Source organism: Novosphingobium malaysiense (assembly GCF_000802225.1).
GTDB classification, from domain to species: Bacteria; Pseudomonadota; Alphaproteobacteria; order Sphingomonadales; family Sphingomonadaceae; genus Novosphingobium; species Novosphingobium malaysiense.
This window is the reverse complement of the sequence record NZ_JTDI01000001.1, coordinates 84632-102352: the sequence shown is the minus strand read 5'-3', so window position 1 is coordinate 102352 and position 17721 is coordinate 84632. Positions and strand designations below refer to the sequence as shown.

13 protein-coding genes are annotated in these 17721 nt (G+C 63.5%); 6 read left to right on the top strand and 7 right to left on the bottom strand.

All coding sequences use genetic code 11. The annotated features are described in order from the left end of the window. Nucleotides 1–13: 13 nt before the first annotated feature. The 5 genes from LK12_RS00375 to LK12_RS00355 are packed head-to-tail and all read right to left on the bottom strand — an operon-like array spanning nt 14 to nt 5101. Complete coding sequence (locus LK12_RS00375; RefSeq protein ID WP_052223044.1) at nt 14–847, bottom strand: aldose 1-epimerase; 834 nt, start codon at nt 845–847, stop codon at nt 14–16. After that, nucleotides 844–2301 (bottom strand): sugar porter family MFS transporter, encoded by a 1458-nt coding sequence (locus LK12_RS00370; RefSeq protein WP_269430618.1) that lies wholly within the window; start codon nt 2299–2301, stop codon nt 844–846. Before LK12_RS00370 ends, LK12_RS00375 begins: the two co-directional genes overlap by 4 nt. Before the next feature lie 6 nt (nt 2302–2307). Next, nucleotides 2308–3168, bottom strand: a complete 861-nt coding sequence (locus LK12_RS00365) for an SMP-30/gluconolactonase/LRE family protein (RefSeq protein WP_039278041.1) — start codon at nt 3166–3168, stop codon at nt 2308–2310. A gap of 5 nt (nt 3169–3173) precedes the next feature. After that, a complete protein-coding gene (locus LK12_RS00360; protein ID WP_039279938.1) occupies nt 3174–3959 on the bottom strand; it encodes an SDR family NAD(P)-dependent oxidoreductase in 786 nt (261 codons plus the stop codon). A gap of 17 nt (nt 3960–3976) precedes the next feature. Continuing rightward, the gene (locus LK12_RS00355; protein ID WP_039278040.1) at nt 3977–5101 is read right to left on the bottom strand and encodes a fumarylacetoacetate hydrolase family protein; all 1125 of its coding nucleotides are present in this window, start codon (nt 5099–5101) and stop codon (nt 3977–3979) included. A gap of 241 nt (nt 5102–5342) precedes the next feature. On the opposite strand from LK12_RS00355, the gene LK12_RS00350 reads away from it, so the two are divergent. The 4 genes from LK12_RS00350 (at nt 5343) to LK12_RS00335 (ending at nt 13822) form a co-directional block, all read left to right on the top strand. Continuing rightward, a complete protein-coding gene (locus tag LK12_RS00350) occupies nt 5343–7490 on the top strand; it encodes a WD40/YVTN/BNR-like repeat-containing protein (protein WP_231568165.1) in 2148 nt (715 codons plus the stop codon). Next, nucleotides 7487–9124 carry a DUF5597 domain-containing protein gene (locus LK12_RS00345; RefSeq protein ID WP_052223043.1) on the top strand — a complete coding sequence of 546 codons (1638 nt, stop codon included), beginning with the start codon at nt 7487–7489 and terminating at the stop codon, nt 9122–9124. Before LK12_RS00350 ends, LK12_RS00345 begins: the two co-directional genes overlap by 4 nt. A 46-nt stretch (nt 9125–9170) precedes the next feature. Next, entirely contained in the window at nt 9171–12059 is a 2889-nt protein-coding gene (locus LK12_RS00340; RefSeq protein WP_039278031.1) for a TIM-barrel domain-containing protein, read from the top strand. 140 nt (nt 12060–12199) lie between these two features. Beyond that, a complete protein-coding gene (locus LK12_RS00335; protein ID WP_039278030.1) occupies nt 12200–13822 on the top strand; it encodes an alpha-L-fucosidase in 1623 nt (540 codons plus the stop codon). Between the two features lie 45 nt (nt 13823–13867). On the opposite strand, the gene LK12_RS00330 is transcribed toward LK12_RS00335, so the two are convergent. Both LK12_RS00330 and LK12_RS25055 read right to left on the bottom strand, forming a co-directional pair. After that, nucleotides 13868–14233 carry a response regulator gene (locus LK12_RS00330; RefSeq protein ID WP_039279934.1) on the bottom strand — a complete coding sequence of 122 codons (366 nt, stop codon included), beginning with the start codon at nt 14231–14233 and terminating at the stop codon, nt 13868–13870. Between the two features lie 89 nt (nt 14234–14322). After that, nucleotides 14323–14673 (bottom strand): hypothetical protein, encoded by a 351-nt coding sequence (locus LK12_RS25055; protein WP_231568164.1) that lies wholly within the window; start codon nt 14671–14673, stop codon nt 14323–14325. 211 nt (nt 14674–14884) lie between these two features. Here LK12_RS25055 and LK12_RS00320 point away from each other — a divergent pair, with 211 nt between their 5' ends. Both LK12_RS00320 and LK12_RS00315 read left to right on the top strand, forming a co-directional pair. Continuing rightward, nucleotides 14885–17236 carry a chemotaxis protein CheA gene (locus LK12_RS00320; RefSeq protein ID WP_039278028.1) on the top strand — a complete coding sequence of 784 codons (2352 nt, stop codon included), beginning with the start codon at nt 14885–14887 and terminating at the stop codon, nt 17234–17236. Further along, nucleotides 17233–17673 (top strand): chemotaxis protein CheW, encoded by a 441-nt coding sequence (locus LK12_RS00315; protein ID WP_039278024.1) that lies wholly within the window; start codon nt 17233–17235, stop codon nt 17671–17673. The genes LK12_RS00320 and LK12_RS00315 overlap by 4 nt, the downstream gene beginning before the upstream one ends. Nucleotides 17674–17721: the final 48 nt, after the last annotated feature.

Genomic DNA, 17721 nt, shown 5'->3' with positions numbered 1-17721 from the left:
CCGTCGAGGCGTTTCACGCGCTGCGGATGCGCATGGCAATGCCCGTGGACTGGCCCGGGGCGAGCGGGGCAGGAGGCGTGAGATTGACGGCGTTGGGCATCGCGTTTTGCGGCTCGGCGCAGAAAAAGTCCTTCCCGGGCGGCACGTAAAGATGGAGGAAGGGTGTGTTGTTCCCTTCCAGCACGATGTCGCCGTCGGTACGCGCGATCGTGCAGGCGCCCTTCCAGTCGGCATAGCAGTGATCGACCAGATCGGACCGTTCGATGGCCGCGCCGCGGCTCCAGTCGCCCAGAGTGTCGGGAGGCGCCGATTCTGTCGGGAGCATGTCATCGTCGACCAGCCACACCGCACCGGCTTCAAATGCGATGGCTATGACTGCCCGGCGGCAAAACCATGGATGAAAGCCGAGGCTGACCGGCATGGCGTGCTCGTCGGTATTCTTCATATCGAGACGCGCTTCCAAACCTTGCTCCGTCAGCGTGAGCGTCTGTCGCAGGGTGAAGGACCAATCCCAATCCGGGCCGGTTTCATGACAATACCGCTGAGTAACACTGTGCGCCTCTTGGGTCTCGACCGTCCAAGCGCCAAGCCACGCCGTGCCGTGCAACGGATGCTTCTGCCCGGCATGGTTGGGCGCCAGGCGGTGCGTCGTTCCCTCCCAGTCGAAACGGCCATAGGCAATCCGGTTGACGTAGGGCGCCAGCGGGAAACAGGCACTTTCGAACGGCTCGCTGCTGCCCGGCGGCATGGGGCGCAGGATATTGCGCCCCTCCCGGGTCAGCGCCCGAACCATGCCGCCGCAATGCGGGTCGAGTTCGAGTTGCCAGTCTCCCGCAGCGATTTTCATCCCTGCATATCTTCCAGTTCGCGGCCCCGCGTCTCCTGCACCGTTGCGCGCACGAAGAAGAAGGAGACCGCCGCTGCCGTGGCGTAGAGCACGTACGTGATGGCAAGACCGGGCTTTTCGGCCATGCTGGGAAAGCTCACCGAGATTGCGGCATTGGCGATCCACTGGGCGAAACCCGCCACCGCCAATGCAGACCCGCGGATCTGGTTGGGGAACATTTCGCCCAGCATTACCCACATCACCGGCCCCCAGCTTAGATTGAAGAACACGACGTAGACATTGGCCGAAATCAGCGCGACGAGGCCGGAATTGCCGGGCAGCACGAGCCCGCCCTCGGGACCGGTCACCGCGGTGGAGAAGGCCCAGGCCACCAGTGCGAGAGACACGGCCATGCCCGCGGAACCGATCAGGAGCAGCGGTTTGCGGCCAATCTTGTCGATCAGGGCGATGGTCGCGATGCACGCACCGATGGAAAGCGCGCCCGACAGGATATTGGTCTGGAGCGCATAGTCCTCGGTGAAACCGACGGCCTGCCACAGCGTCGCGCCGTAGTAGAAGACGACGTTGATGCCGACCAATTGCTGGAACACGGCGATGCCGATACCCACCCACAGAATGGGGCGGATCTTGCCGGTCTGTTTGTCGATAAGGTCGGACAGACGCGGACGATGGTGATCGGCGGCAAGCGAAGCGCGGATTTCGGCGACCTTGCGGTTCGCCTCGGTTTCCCCGAACAGGCGAACCAGCACGGCGTGCGCATGGGCTTCGTGCCCGCGCGCGACAAGGTAGCGGGGGCTTTCCGGTATCGAGAGCAAGGCGATGAAGTAGAGGGCGGCGGGAATGGCCTGCAGCCAGAACATCCAGCGCCATGCAGGAAAGCCGAACCAGAGCGTCGCCGTCGAGCCGCCGGCCCAGCGTGCGAGCACGAAGTTGGCAACGAAGGCCCCGGTGAGGCCGGTAATGATCATCACCTGCTGCATGCTGGAAAGGCGGCCGCGCAGATGGGCCGGGGTCATCTCGGAAATGTAGACCGGCGAAGTCACGCTGGCGGCACCGACGCCCAGGCCACCGATGATGCGTGCCACGATGAACAAGGCCGAAGATCCCGCCGCGCCTGCCAGCACGGCGGAAAACAGAAAGAGGATTGCCGCCAGCATCATCGTGCCGCGCCGGCCGATCATGTCCGAAAGGCGCCCCGCGATGAAGGCGCCGATCGAGGAGCCGACGAGAATGGCGCCCACATTGATGCCGATGCCCAGGCTGCCAAGATTGAAGGCTGCTTCAAGGCCATTCTGGGTGCCGTTGATGACGCCCGAATCATAGCCGAACATGAAGCCGCCGATCGTCGCAACCGCGACCACGAGCGCGATGAGGCGCTTGTTCAATCCGACTCTATCCATTGAGACGATCCTTTCCCTGCGATCCGTGCCTTGTTGTTTTGCACGCCGGACCAATGTGATTCAGGTATTTGCGCGGCGCTCCGGCGAGGCGGGCACTTCTACGCGGAAGGTGAAAATGTCGCCAGCGAGCGGCTGTCGTGCGCACTCCTCGTCCGAAAGCCCTTGCCGTGCCGTCGTCGCAAAGGCGGTGTGGCCGTCCGTCCCGCCCAAGGCGATCTTGGTGACATTGCTGACCGGGAAGTTCACTTCATGAGTCAGCGCGCCTTCGGGGCTGAAGCGACGCGCTGCGCTGCCGCCGAAGAAACCGATCCACACGCCGCCTTCCGCATCGCAGATTGCGCCATCCGGGTGGCCTTCGTCGCCGCTGAATTGCAGGAAGAGGTCTCCTGCATCCGGAGTGCCCTCGGCCGAGATCATGTACCGGATCACTTTCCTGCCGAGCGTATCGACATGGTAGAGCCTGGTGCCGTCCGGCGAGATGGCCGGGCCATTGGTGATCGCCACCGGGGCCAGGTTCGTCGGCATTACGGTGCCCTTGTCGAGCAGGAAGATCCGGCCGGTCTCGCTTTGCTCGAGATTATCCATGGTCCCGAACCAGATCCGCCCCTGGCCATCGATGCCCGCGTCGTTCAGGCGGTTGTCGGGCAGGTCCGGCTGGACCTGCGCTATGGGTTCGAAGGCGCCGGTGTCCGGGAGGAAGCGGCAGGGTCCCGTTTTCAGGCTCGCGATAAGGCCGGTGTTTGCAGAAGGCAGGATCCATCCGACATGGTCCGGCGCTTGCCATTTCCGGAGATCCTTGGTTGCCGGATCGAAGCGGAAGATCGTGTCTTGCTTGATATCGACGAACCACAGCGCGCCGTCGATCCATGCCGGCCCTTCACCCAGCGTCGCGCCGACGGAGAGGAGGTGCCCTGCCTGCATTGCCTTCAACGCCAGCCGGCGTCGATCCAGTAGTCGTGAGCCGTGCACATGCGGGCGCCGTCGGAACTGAGGAAGAGGGCCAGCGCCGCGACGTCGTGGGGCATGACGCGTCCCGGCAGGCACTGCGCCGCCACGATTTCGGCTTCCGCCTGGGGCGTGTACCACTGGTCCTGGCGCGGGGTCTTTACATTGCCCGGGACGATCGTGTTGACGCGGATGTTGTCGCCGCCGAGATCGCGGGCGAGGCTGCGCGTCAGGCCGGATATGGCTGCCTTGGCGGTTTGGTAGAGAACAAGGTCGGGCAGGGCCAGGTGCCAGCTGATCGATCCGAAGTTAAGGATAACACCGCCGCCGGCCTCGCGCATTGCGGGGCTCACCGCCTGCGCGGCGAAGAACTGGTGGCGCAGGTTTACGTTCATGCGCTCTTCCCAGAATGCCGGCGTTACCTCCGCGATAGAGTGACGGTCGTCGTTGGCGGCATTGTTGATCAGCACATCGATTCCGCCGAGTTCGTCGATGAACCCGGTGATGGACTTGCTCACTGCATCGACGTCGGTGAGGTCCAAATTGTGATAGACCGGGGCATGGGTCACACTATCCGCGAGGCGGCCTGCAAGAGCCTCGCCCTCGGCGTCCCGAATGTCTACGAAAACGACGCGTGAGCCTTGGGCCGCGAATGCCTCGACAAGCCCGGCACCGATGCCCGAGGCTCCGCCCGTGACGATGATCCGTTTCTCGCGCAGCTCGGGGTAAATGGCGCTCACGCCACCGGAAGAGGTTTGTTTCAACATATCGTCCTGATCATTCGTCATGCCGGGAGCAGCCCGCGGCGTGCAAGATTGGTAAAGAGATCACCGATGCCGAAAGTCCAGGCCGGCGCCTGGGCCGAGGTCGCCACCCGGTTGACCAACGTGCCGAGACGGGCGCTGGATATGGTGACGACATCGTCGGGTTTGTGGGTGAAGCCGCGGCCCGGCTCATTGCGGTCCTGAGTGGGGGCGAACAGGGTTCCGCAGAACAGGGCAAAGCCGTCCGGGTATTGGTGTTCGCTCATCGTCTGGCGTAGCAGATCCTCGGGATCGCGGCTGATTTCGCGCATGGTGCTGTGGCCTTCGAGCACGTAGCCATCCTCACCCGCGATGGTCATTGCCACATCGGCACTGCGTACGTCCTCCATGGTGAAGCCCTCATCGAACAGGCGGATGAACGGCCCCAGCGAGCACGAAGCGTTATTGTCCTTGGCCTTGCCGAGGAGAAGGGCAGAGCGGCCTTCGAAGTCGCGCAAGTTCACGTCGTTGCCCAACGTCGCGCCCACGGCCTTGCCGTCCGGGCCGGCAATCACCACCACTTCGGGTTCGGGATTGTTCCATCCGGAATCCGAACGCACGCCGATGACCGCTTCGTGACCGACACTCGCCAGGACCGGGCACTTGGTGAAAACCTCGGCATCCGGGCCGATCGCGACTTCCAGGTATTGCGACCACATGTCTTCGCCGATGAGCGCTTGCTTGAGGGCTTCGGCTTCCGGCGATCCGGGCACGGTGCTGCCGATCGAGCCGCCGAGCACGTTTTCGATCTTGCCGCGGATCTTTGCGGCAAGCGTATGGTCGCCGCGCGCTCGTTCCTCGATCACGCGCTCCAGCGCCGAGACGGCAAAGGTCACGCCGCAGGCCTTGATGCACTGCAGGTCCACCGGGCTTAGCAGGTTTGCCGTTTCCAGCACGTCCATGCCGCCCAGGCGCTCACCGCCCGAGCGAACGGTGCCGGCGATCAGAGCCGAGACGGTGGGCGCAACGCGCGCCATGTCGAAGACGCTGCCGTCGCGAATCATGATCGGAGTCGGGCCCTCCGCGGTCGCGATGCGGCCCAGGAATATGCCGTCGCGCCAGTCTTCGGGAAGACCGCGATTGGCGACGGGATAATTTTTCGTCACTGCTATTCCCCTCCACAGGTGTTAGCGTTATCTATGAAGAGCGTTACAGCGTCAAGACGCGATTCTGAAAGCAATGTCAGGAACGCTGAAACTGCAGGAGAGAGGCGAGGGTTTGGCCAATTCAGGGGTGACTAGAGCGCCGTTAGTTGCGCTCACAATACTGGCGGCGTGCGCCGGTGTTCCGGTTCGGGCAGAAGCACCTTCCGAAGGCGTTTCTGCTGCGCGGTCGTCCACTGCGCAAATGGCGTATGACTGGCGCAACGTGCGTGTGGGCGGCGGCGGTTTTACACCCGGCGTCGTGTTCAGCCCGGTCGAGCCTGGCCTGGCCTGGCTGCGCAGCGACATGGGTGGCGCCTATCGCTGGGACGCGCAGGCGAAGCGCTGGTGGCCGCTGCAGGATTCCGTTTCCGAAGGCAATTACATGGGGATCGAAAGCATTGCCGCCGATCCCGTCGATCCGGGCACCGTCTATCTTGCCGCCGGCATGAACTGGTCCGCGCCGGCGGCTATCTTCCGTTCCACCGATTATGGCGCAACGTGGCGGGTGACCCCGGTCCCGTTCCGCATGGGCGGCAACGAAAACGGGCGCGGGCTGGGCGAGCGGCTGGCCATCGACCCCTTCGATCATGACCGGCTGTTCTTCGGCTCGCGCCATCAGGGGCTCTGGCAAAGCACCGATGCCGGGGCCACCTGGCGCAAGGTCGGATCGTTTCCGCTGTCCGGGCTTGGCCTTCCTACCGACAGGCGTGCGACGCATGGCGGGCTGTCCTTCGTCGTCTTCGATCACAGAGCCAAGGGCCGAATTTTCGTCGGCAATGCCGATCCGGGTGCTCAGCATCTGTTTCAGTCCGACGATGGCGGCAAGACGTGGCATCCGGTCTCAGGCGGGCCGCCTGCAGACCTGCTGCCGGCCAAGGCTGCGCTCGGGCGCGATGGCGTGCTCACGGTGACCTTGTGCGACGGGATCGGCCCCAACGGAATCACCCGCGGCGCTGTCTGGCGGTTCGATCCGAAAGCCGGCGATTGGCAGGATGTGACGCCGATCAAGGGCAAGGACGCCCCTGTTGGCGGGTACATGGGCGTGGCGGTCGCTGCCTCCGATCCCGATACGGTTGCCGTGAGCACGGTGGATCGCGGCGATCCGGTTGATACCGTCTGGCTTTCGCACGACGGCGGCGGGCACTGGGACGAATTGTACAAGCGCTCCGTTCGCGATGTTTCGGCGACGCCATTTCTGGACTTCGACGGCAAGGCCAACTTCGGCCACTGGATCGCCGGTCTGGCTATCGATCCGTTCGACGCCAACCATGCCGCCTACGTCACCGGCGCGACCGTCTACGCGACGAACGAACTGCAAGAGCCGGGCACCATGCACTGGACTCCGTGGACGCGCGGGATCGAACAGACCGCGATCATCACGCTGACAAGCCCAACAGGCGGCGCGCACCTTGTTTCCGGCTTCGGCGACATCAGCGGTTTCCGGCACGATGACCTTGCCGTCTCGCCGCCGCACATGCATCTCAACCCGTTCCTCGCGAATACCAACACGCTCGACTATGCCGGTCGGGCCCCGCTAGTGATGGTGCGCAGCGGCAATATCCATGCGCCGGTTGTGCCCGATACCTCGCTTGCCTGGTCCGCCGACGGGGGCGGATCGTGGACGCGGCTTCATGTGCCGGCAGGCAAGGCCCACGCCGATGGTTCACCGCCGCCCGAGCAAACCGGCAATGCCGCGATCACCGTGTCAGCGGACGGTTCGACATTCCTGGTGGAGACAGACGCTCCCCGGTTCACGCGCGATCGCGGCGCGCATTGGCAGACCATCGAAGGCTTGCCGAGCCGGGTGCGGGTCACGGCCGACAAGGTCGACGCACGTCGCTTTTACGCAGTCGACTTCGTCAAAGGGCGCATCGTGCGCAGCGATGATGGCGGGGCACATTTCCATGCAGTGGCAGGCTCGGGCCTTCCGGCTGACCTTTCGGCGGCCCGGTCCACCAACCGCGAAGCGCCGCCGCCACTGCTGGCCGATCCGGGCCGGGCAGGGGCGCTGTGGGTCAATCTGGATGGGGCCTTGTGGCACTCGGCCGATTTCGGCGAGACTTGGACGCGCACCGGCAAGACGATCGAGATAGAACGTTATGGGCTGGGCAAGCCTGCGCCGGGCCATGACGATCCAGCGCTCTATGCGCTCGGAACAGTAGATGGCCTGCGCGCCATCTGGCGGTCGGTCGATGGCGGGAACGATTGGGTGCGGATCAACGACGAGGCCCACCAGTGGGGGCTGCGCATTCGCGTGATTTCAGGTGATCCGCGTCGGTTTGGACGAGTCTACATCGGCACCGATGGACGCGGCATCGTCTACGGAGATCCCGTGGAGGGGAGAAAATGAAAAAATCTGCCATTCTCGCATCGCTCGCTCTTGGCGCATTTCTTGCGGCCACCGGGCCGGTGTTTGCCGCCGATGCACCGGCAACGCTGCCACGCCTGGAAAGCCGTGACGGCAACCATGCCCTGATCGTCGATGGCGCGCCCTATCTGATGCTGGGGGCACAAGCGAACAATTCGAGCAATTATCCGGACACGCTCGATGCCGTCTGGCCGGTGCTCGATGCGATCCATGCCAATACCCTCGAAATCCCGATCGCGTGGGAGCAGGTGGAGCCGGTCGAAGGCAGGTTCGACTTTTCCTATCTGCAGTCCCTGCTCGATGCGGCGCGGGCGCATGACAAGCGCGTGGTGCTGCTCTGGTTCGGCACCTGGAAGAACACGAGCCCGTCCTACACACCCGCCTGGGTCAAGCTCGACAACAAGCGCTTCCCGCGGATGAAGGCGCCCGACGGGTCCGACCATTACGTGCTCTCGCCGCTGGCGAAGACCACGCTGGAGGCTGACCGTCGCGCATTCGTGAAGGTTATGGAATATCTGCGCGATCATGATCGGCAGAACACCGTAATCATGGTCCAGCCGGAGAATGAAACCGGCTCCTACCGCGTGCCACGCGACTATTCGGCGGAAGGCAACCGACTCTTTGCGCAGCAGGTTCCCGCCGCCCTCGCCGCGAAGACCGGCAAGTCAGGCACTTGGGAACAGGCTTTCGGCAAGCAGGCGCCGCGTGCGTTCAACACGTGGTATGTGGCCAGCTTCGTCAATGCCGTGGCGCAGGCGGGCAAGGCGGTGAAGCCGCTGCCTATGTACGTCAATGCCTCGCTGGCAGGGCCTTCCAACGTGCCCGATCCCACGGGCGTCGCCAGCGGCGGGCCGCAATGGGACGTGCTCGATATCTGGAAGGCGGCGGCGCCGGCGATCGACTTCGCCGCGCCCGACATCTACGACCGCGACAGCGGCAACGTGATCCAGTATCTCGACAAGTACGACCGGCCGGACAATGCGCTGATGGTGCCGGAAATCGGCAATGCGCAAGAGTTCGCCCGGTTCTTCTGGCCGACGATCGGCCGCGGCGGCATCGGTTTCGCGCCATTCGGCATGGATGATACCGGCTTCTTCAACTATCCGCTCGGTGCGCGCGATCTCAGCAAGGAGACGCTCCAGGCCGTTGCGCTCCCTTATGCGACGCTGGCCCCGATCATGCGCGACTGGGCGCGGATCGCTTATACGCGCCCGACCTGGGGGGCGGCCAAGCCCGATGATGGGGCAGCGCGCGAGACCGTGCTGGGACGCTGGAAAATCACCGCGACCTGGGGGCAGTGGCAGTTTGGCGAGAAGGATTGGACCTGGCTCCCCTCCGAGCCGCCGCCCTGGGCCGATGCGCCGGTCGGCGGCGTTGCCGTGGCGCAGCTTTCGGATACCGAATATCTCGTCATGGGCGATCATGTTCGAGTGCGGTTCTCTCCCGCCGGCGGCGAACCCAACGGGGTTATCGTGTCGGTGGAGGAGGGCACGTTCCGTGACGGCAAATGGGTCAAGACCCGCGTCTGGAACGGTGATCAGACCGACTACGGCCTCAATCTCGTCGACAAGCCGCAGGTGCTCAAGGTCACCACCGGTTTCTATTCATCCAAGTGACTTGATCCATTCGAGAGACAAGGCCTGAAGGGCAGGGGATTATTTTATGAAGCATATCCGGATCGCGGCTCTGTTGGCAGGCAGCGCATTGTGCTTGGCGCCAGCGCTGGCGGCCGATGCTCAGGTCGAAACCATTCCCGGCGGCGTGGCCGTCACGCCCGAGACGGGGCCTTCCGATCGCGTGGAGATCACCCTGCACGGGGATGGCACTTTCCACGTCGTTGCCCATCCGCGCGGCCTCGAGGCGCCCGCGCCCAACGAAAGCCTGATGGCGCCCAACCCGCCCGCGCCCGGCAAATATTCCGTCAGCCAGGCGGGTGGTCACGTGACGGTAAAGGCGGCGAAGGCCATCGCCGATGTCGATCTGGCGAACGGCCGCGTGCGCTTTCTCGATGTCCAAGGCAAGGAACTGCTCGCGGAGTCGGCGCCGACGGTGTTCACGCAGACCCAGGCGAGCGGCAAGCCTTACGTTACCGTCTCGCAGCAGTTCAACCGCGGGACCGACGAAGGCCTCTACGGCCTCGGCCAGCACCAGAACGCGCAGATGGACTACAATGGCGAGGACGTCGAACTTGCCCAGCACAACATGGATATCGGCGTGCCGTTCGTCGTCTCCACGCGCAACTACGGCCTGCTGTGGGACAACGAGAGCATTACCCGCTTCGGCAACCCCGAGCCCTATTCCCTAGTCGGTGCCGAGGGCGGGCTGAAAGTCACCAGCGACGGCAAGCCCGGCTTCAAGGCCGAGTACTTCCTCGATGGCAAGCTCGCCGTCGCCCGTCAGGAAGCCTCGATCGACTATCAGTATATCGAGGATCAGGCCAAGTGGCCGGAGGCTGCCAAGGCGAAGACCGAGGCTGCCAGCGAAGGCCAGAACACCGCGGGTAACGCTGTGCAGACGCAGACCGTCGTATGGAATGGTGACCTGCATCCGGACAAGACCGGGGTGCACAAGTTCCAGCTCTACGGTTCGAGCTATTACAAGGTCTATGCCGACGGCAAACTGGTGCTCGATCGCTGGCGGCAGAACTGGAATCCCTGGTACGGCAATTTCGAACTGCCGATGACGGCGGGAAAGCCGGTGCACATTCGGATCGAGTGGGAACCCAACGCAGGTTACATGGCGCTGCTGCACAACGATCCGCTGCCGCAGGCCGACCGCCATTCGGTCTGGTTCAGCAGCGATGTCGCGCGCGATAAGGATTACTGGTTCGTACCCGGAAAGGACATGGACGGGGTGATCGCCGGTTATCGCGAGCTTACCGGCAAGGCAGAGATGATGCCCAAATGGGTCTACGGTTTCTGGCAGTCGCGCCAGCGCTACGACACCAGCAAGGAACTGCTGGACGTGCTGGGTGAGTATCGCAAGCTGCAGTACCCCATCGACAACATCGTGCTCGACTGGCGCTACTGGACCGATCCCACATGGGGTAGCCACGAGTTCGACGCATCGCGCTTCCCCGATCCCAAGGCAATGGTCGATCAGGTTCACGACGAACACGCGAACATCATGATTTCGGTCTGGCCGAAATTCTATCCGACCACCGACAATTACAAGGAACTCGATGCCGCGGGCGCCATCTATCACGGCAATCTGGAGCAAGGGAACAAGGACTGGGTCGGGCCCGGCTACCTGAACACCTTCTACGACCCCTATTCGGCAAAGGGCCGTGAGATCTTCTGGCGGCAGATCGAGGATCGCATCGGCAAGCTTGGCTTCGATGCCTGGTGGGCCGATGCCAGCGAGCCGGACATGCATTCCAACCTCTCGATCGATAAGCGCATCGATACCATGGGCCCGACGGCGATCGGCCCGGCGGCGGAGTTCTTCAATTCCTATCCATTGATGAATGCGCGCTCGTTCTACGATGGCTGGCGCAAGTTCAAACCGGACGTGCGGCCGTTCCTGCTGACCCGTTCAGGCTTCGGAGGGCTGCAGCGCTACAGCGCGGCGGTCTGGTCTGGCGACGTGGCGACGCGCTGGTACGACCTGCATGCGCAGATATCGGCGGGGGTGAACACGGCGATGTCGGGTCTGCCCAACTGGACGCATGACATCGGCGGCTTTTCGGTCGAGCCGCGCTATGCGGCGGAGGATCCGAAGCCGGAGGATCTGGCGGAGTGGCGTGAACTCAACTTGCGCTGGTTCCAGTTCGGCGCCTTCAGCCCGCTGTTCCGCAGCCATGGCGAATATCCCTGGCGCGAGATCTACCAGATTTCGCCGGAAGGCTCGCCGATGCGCGCCTCGATGGTGTGGTACGACAAGCTGCGCTACCGCCTGATGCCGTACATCTACACGCTCGGGGCCGATACTTACATGAAGGACGGCTCGATCATGCGCGGTCTGGTGATGGATTTCCCGGATGACGCCAGGGCCCGTACCGTCAATGACGAGTATCTCTTCGGCAAGGCTTTCCTGGTTGCTCCGGTCACAACGTACAAGGCGCGCGATCGCGAGGTCTATTTCCCCGGGAAGGGCGTAACCTGGTACAACTTCGAGAGCGGCAAGACCTACGAAGGCGGGCACAGCGCGACTGTTCCGGCGCCGGCCGAACGCATGCCGCTGTTCGTTCGTGCCGGTTCGATCGTGCCGATGGGGCCGGTCATACAATACACGGACGCAAAGCCGGACGCACCGGTCACGCTGGTAATCTACACCGGCGCTGACGGCGCATTCTCCCTCTACGACGACGACGGCCGGTCCGAGCAGTACAAGGCCGGCGCGTGGAGCCGCATGCCGGTCACTTACGACGACACCACCGGCACGGTTACGCTCGGCGCGCGTCGGGGCAAGGGCTACGCGGGTATGTCCGAGAGCCGGACGGTGCGGATCAAGTGGATTTCCGCAGGCGAAAGCGTGGCGGAAGAGACCTCGGCCGATGCCGAGGTGACGTGGAACGGCTCGGCGCTGCGGGTGAAGCGGCCCCGGCGCTGAGCTGGCTGGCCTGCCTCGTCGCTCCTCCTCCCAATGGCGGGGCAGGCCAGTCGATCGCCCAATTGCGAGTTCGGGACGCCTCGATCGGTGAGCAGCCACCACGAAGATCCGATCCTGCGGAGATGGAAACTGTGAGAGAGATGATGCCCAACCGCCGAACTTTTCTTGCCGGAGCCCTCGCTGCCGGCGCCTCCGCGCGCGGTCTGGCCGCCACTTCGGCAGGCACGGCTACAGGCCCGGTCCAGGCGACCTGGAACTCGCTCGTGGCGAACTACCGCTATCCCGAATGGTTCCGCGACGCCAAGTTCGGCATCTGGTCGCACTGGGGGCCGCAGGCAGTGCCGGAGCAGGGCGATTGGTACGGACGGTTCCTCTACATGCAGGGCCATCCGATGTACGAGCATCACCTCAAGACCTACGGCCATCCGGCGGACACCGGGATGATGGATATCCAGAACCTGTGGAAGGCGGATAAGTGGGATCCTGAAGCGTTGATGCAGCGTTTCGTGAAGGCAGGGGCCAAGTACTTCGTCAGCCTGGCGTGTCACCACGACAACCTCGATTGCTTCGATTCATCGCACCATGCGTGGAATTCGATGCGCGTCGGACCGGGGCGAGACGTTGTGGGCACCTGGGAAAAGGTCGCGCGCGCCGCAGGGCTGAAGTTCGGCGTGTCGAACCATGCTTCGCATGCCTGGCACTGGTATCAGCCGGCCTATGCGTACGATCCTGTCGGTCCGCGCAAGGGGGAGCGCTACGACGCGTTCGGGCTCACCAAGGCCGATGGTGTCGGAAAATGGTGGGAAGGGCTCGATCCGCAAGAACTCTATACGGGGCCGCACATGGTCGCCCCGGCTGGGATCGACAGCATCGAGGCCATGGACGCATGGCATGAACAGCACGACGGACAGTGGATCGAAACCGCGCCGCCGGACGACGAGGGTTTCGCGCGGCAGTGGCTTTTGCGGCAGATGGACCTGGTTTCGAAGTACAAGCCCGACTTCTGCTATTTCGACAACTACGAGCTGCCGTTCGGCCGCTATGGCCTTGCCGCCGCGGCCGACTACTACAACCGGTCGATAGACTGGCACGGTGAAATCGATGTGGTCATGACGGCCAAGCAGCTCCAGCCGCACGCGCGCTTCGGGCTGGTGCAGGACGTGGAGCGCGGTTTTAGCGATCACTTGTGGAACGAACCCTGGCAGACGGACACCTGCATCGGCGACTGGTTCTACAACCGCTCTCGCTTCACCGAGAAAAGCTATGTCAGCGCCGAGGCCGTGCTGCAGCGGCTGGCCGATGTCGTCTCGAAGAACGGCAACCTGCTGCTCTCGATCCCCCAGCGCGGAGACGGCACGATCGATTTCGAAGAGGAGAAGATCCTCGATGGCCTAGCGGAGTGGATGGTTACCGGCGGCGAAGCGATCTTCGGATCACGCCCGTGGCATACGTACGGGGAAGGACCGACCGAGCTTCAGGTCGGCATGCAGAACGAAAGCGGTTTCAACGGCTTTAAGGAAGGCGATGTGCGGTTCACCACTAAGGATGGCGCTCTCTTCATGCTGATCCTGGTGCCGCCGACCAAGCCCTTGGTGGTCCGTTCCTTCGGGCGTCGCCAGATGACCGGCGAAATCTCTCGTGTTGCCTTGGTGGGCGGGGGGCCGGTTCACTTTCGGCAATCGGCCGAGGCCGCTGTTTTCGATCTGCCGTACAACGCAGGACCCGTGCCGGTTCTAAGGATCGAGGGGCACGGCATCGTTTAACGCAGGGGTAAGAGCCCGGCACTGCTGCACCGTCGGGGTTCCCGCCTAGGCAGCACCGATGCGTTGCAGCTTGGCCTGTAGTGTCTGGTGATCGAACGGCTTGATCACATATTCGTCGGCACCGGCCTCGATGCCCTTGCGGATGGCGTCGGTATCGGAATTGGTCGTGCAGAATACGACCTTAGGCCGGGTCTCGCTCGTCATGCCGCGAAGAGCCGTGACGAATTCCATGCCGCCCATCACCGGCATGTTCCAGTCAAGCAGGATCAGGTCGGGCATGGCAGTCTTGCACTTCGCAAGGGCTTCCTCGCCGTTTTCGGCCTCGGCGATCTCGTAGCCCAGGGTTTCCAGAATGCGGCGGGCGACCTTTCGGATCACGCGCGAATCGTCGACGAGCAGGCACCGCCTGATGCGGGGCGGTTCCGCCACCGCCTCAACGACCTCCTCGACGACTTCGGCCGGCACACTTTCGCGTCGTCCGCGCGGCGCAGAACGCTTGATCAGACCCTCGAGAATGGCACGTCTCCTCTTTCCTGGACGTCCTCTTTTTCGTTCAGGATATGGGCGATCGTCTTGGCTTGATCGATCACTTCCTGCTGGTCGTCCGGTCCGCCCTTGGTCATTGTCACGGGTTCTGCGGCGCCGTCGGAAGGGGTGATACGCACGTGCATGTACGGCACCCAGATGTCTCCATATTCGGCCTTCTGGTACCAAAGGTCGATGATGTCATACGAAGACCAGAACCCGTTCGGCTCGCGCAGCCTGATTCCTTCGCCTATCCGGGGCAGGGCAGCAAACCGCAGGCGTTCCTGAGTCTGGTGCGTCTCGTTTTGAACTTCGACTTCGATCAATTTGAAACGTCCCCTTCCGCTCGACCGGTATGGTAGGTGGAAAATGTTTCCGAAATGGAAACGCCATTCCCGCGTGTGGATTGGCATTCGGCGCCGCGATTGCTGCAAATTCGTCGTGCGATCGGTTGCCTGGCAATTGCCGTTTCGCGGCCCAGTCTAACTCTTGGTTAAAACATTCTGCCGCATAAGCCTGCGCAAGCGGGGGGAATGGATGGACGATCTGCTTGCCGATTTCCTGGCAGAAACGCGCGAAATGCTCGAGGCGCTGGGCGGAGAATTGATCGCATGGGAAGATGACCCAAGCGATCGCACGCGGCTGGATGCGATCTTTCGCTTCTTTCACACCGTCAAGGGAAACTGCGGCTTCTTCGAATTTCCTCGTCTCGAAGCGCTCAGTCATGCCGCCGAAGACGCCCTGGCAGACGTGCGTGCCGACCGCCGACGGGCCGATTCCGCCCTCGTAAGCGCCGTTTTCGCAATCCTCGATCGGATCGGCGACATGGCGGATGCGTTAGAGCAGGGCGCCGAACTTCCCGATGGTGGCGACGAGGATCTGATCGCTGCGCTGGAACCGGATGCCGATGTTCCCGCTGCCTTCCCTCTGGAGTTTGCGGGCGGGGACGACGATCAGCACAAGGCGCCGTCATCCCAGCGTTCGATCCGGCTGCCGGTGGAATTGCTCGACCGGGTGATGAGCAGCGTGTCCGACATGGTCCTTGCGCGCAACGAACTGGCCCGACGGCTGCGTGAAAGTTCCGCCGAAGCGAGCGTGGGCGAGCCGTTCGAGCGGCTTTCCTCCATCATTGCCGATGTTCGCGACGCGATGACGCGGACACGGATGCAGCGCATAGACAGTCTCTTTGCCGGCATTCCGAGGCTGGTTCGCGATCTGTCGGCCGAACTCGGCAAGCAGATCATGGTCGATATTGACGGCGGCGAGGTGGAACTCGACCGCGAGATGATCGAGATCATTCGCAATCCGCTCACGCATATCATCCGCAACGCCGTCGATCATGGCATCGAGGGGGCTGCGGCACGGGTGGCATCGGGCAAGCGCGACATGGGCCTGCTTTCGATCAGCGCACGCCAGTCCGGCAACCAGATCCAGATCGATATCGCCGACGATGGACGGGGCATCGACGACGCGCGGCTGGTCGAAAAGGCGGTGGCTGCGGGAATCGTCGCCGCGGCGCAGGCGACCCGCCTCTCGCCGCGCGAACGCACCGCGTTGATCTTCGAGCCGGGTATTTCGACGGCCGACACCGTGACGTCGATTTCCGGCCGAGGGGTCGGCATGGATGTGGTACGGGCCAACATAGAGCGGGTCGGCGGCACGATCGAAGTTGAAAGCACGCCGGGCAAGGGCACGCGTTTCAGTCTTCGCGTACCTCTGACCCTGACGATCATACCCGCGCTGACCGTGAGCATAGATGGCCAGCGATTTGCCATTCCGCGCTCATCCATCGAGGAAATCGCGAGAGTCGGGCAGGACACGCTCGAACTGTCTCGTGTTGGCGGGGCGATGCTGGCCAGAATCCGCGAGAGGCGCCTTCCGTGCCTGATACTCGCCGATCTGCTCAGGATGGAAAGCGGTGTCGAGGACGAGGAGCGCACCTTGATCGTGCTGCGGCTCACCGGCGGAGAGCTTTTCGCATTGGCGGTCGACCGCGTGCACGATCACGAGGAACTGGTGGTGAAGCCGGTGGCTCCGGCGATTATCTCCGCGGGCATCTACGCGGGCACCACTCTTACCGATGACGGAACGCCGATTCTGCTGCTGGAAGCGACCGGGCTCGCCAAGGCAGGCGGGCTCGAGTTCGACACGCTGGAGCGAACCACGCGCCAGGTCGCGACGCCAGAAGCCGCAAAGGCCGCCCGGACGACGCCGGTGCTGCTGTTCACCGGGCTGGATGGCAAGCGAAAGGCCATGCCCATGGCCGTTGTCGTCCGGCTGGAGGAAGTGGCACCGGGTGCTGTCGAGACGGACGGCGTGAGCATGCTTGTGGTCATCGGTGAGCGTGTTCTCCCGCTTGCAGGAGCGGATCTCGGACCGTTGCCGCAGGATGCCTTGCGCCTGTTCCGGCTGCACGACGGCCAATGCGAGGTCGCATATGCCATTGGCGAGGCTCTGGGCATCCGGCAGATCCAGGCGGAATTTCTCGCTACCGATCAGTCCGGCGACCGTGACGGGGTGGCCCTGATAGATGGGCAGCCGACTTCGGTCATAGCATCCTACAAGCTGTTTGCCCGGCATGGGGTGAGGAAGGCTGCGGGCGAATCTCTTCCGGTCTGTCTCCTGCCTTCCGATGATCCCTGGATCCAGAACTTCGTAAGGCCGATGGTGGAAGCGGCAGGCTATGACGTCGTGGACGAAGGGAGCGTCGATGCGGATCTCGCCATCACCACGGAGCCGGCGCATGGCGGCAAGATCAATGCCCGCAAGGTGATCCGGTTGCGCGCGGATCCGGCGGAGATGCCTGACGAACCAGAAAGCATCTACCGCTACGATCAGGCCGGGCTGCTCTCGGCACTGCATCTGTCCCGCGGGAGGACCTGCCCATGAACGAGTTGCTGCTGATCGTCGTGATCGCCGGAGAACGGATCGCCTTGCGTTCCGGCGACGTGCAATCGGTGATCGAACTGGACCTGCTTGCGCCGGTTCCGTGTGCACCGGATCACGTCGCCGGGCTATCCGCCCTGCGCAGCCGGGTGCTGACGGTCATCGACTGCCAGTGTGCCCTCGGCCTCGGGATGGCACCCAACCGGGAGGCGGGCGCTCCAGCCGCGGTGATAGATCATGATGGGCATGCCTATGCCCTGTTGCTGGACGGCATCCGGAACGTCACCGAAGCGCGCTCGGCGCCCGGACCGGTGCGAACGCGGATGGGCGGCAACTGGGCTGGCATGTCACACGGTATGGTCGAGACCGACGAGGGGCCGGTGCTGCTGCTTGATGTCGGAACCGTCATTGCCGGACCGCGGGAAGTGCGTGCCGCTTAAGTGATTGGTGACGATCACGGGCTACAGTCGGCCTCTTACGGAAGGAAC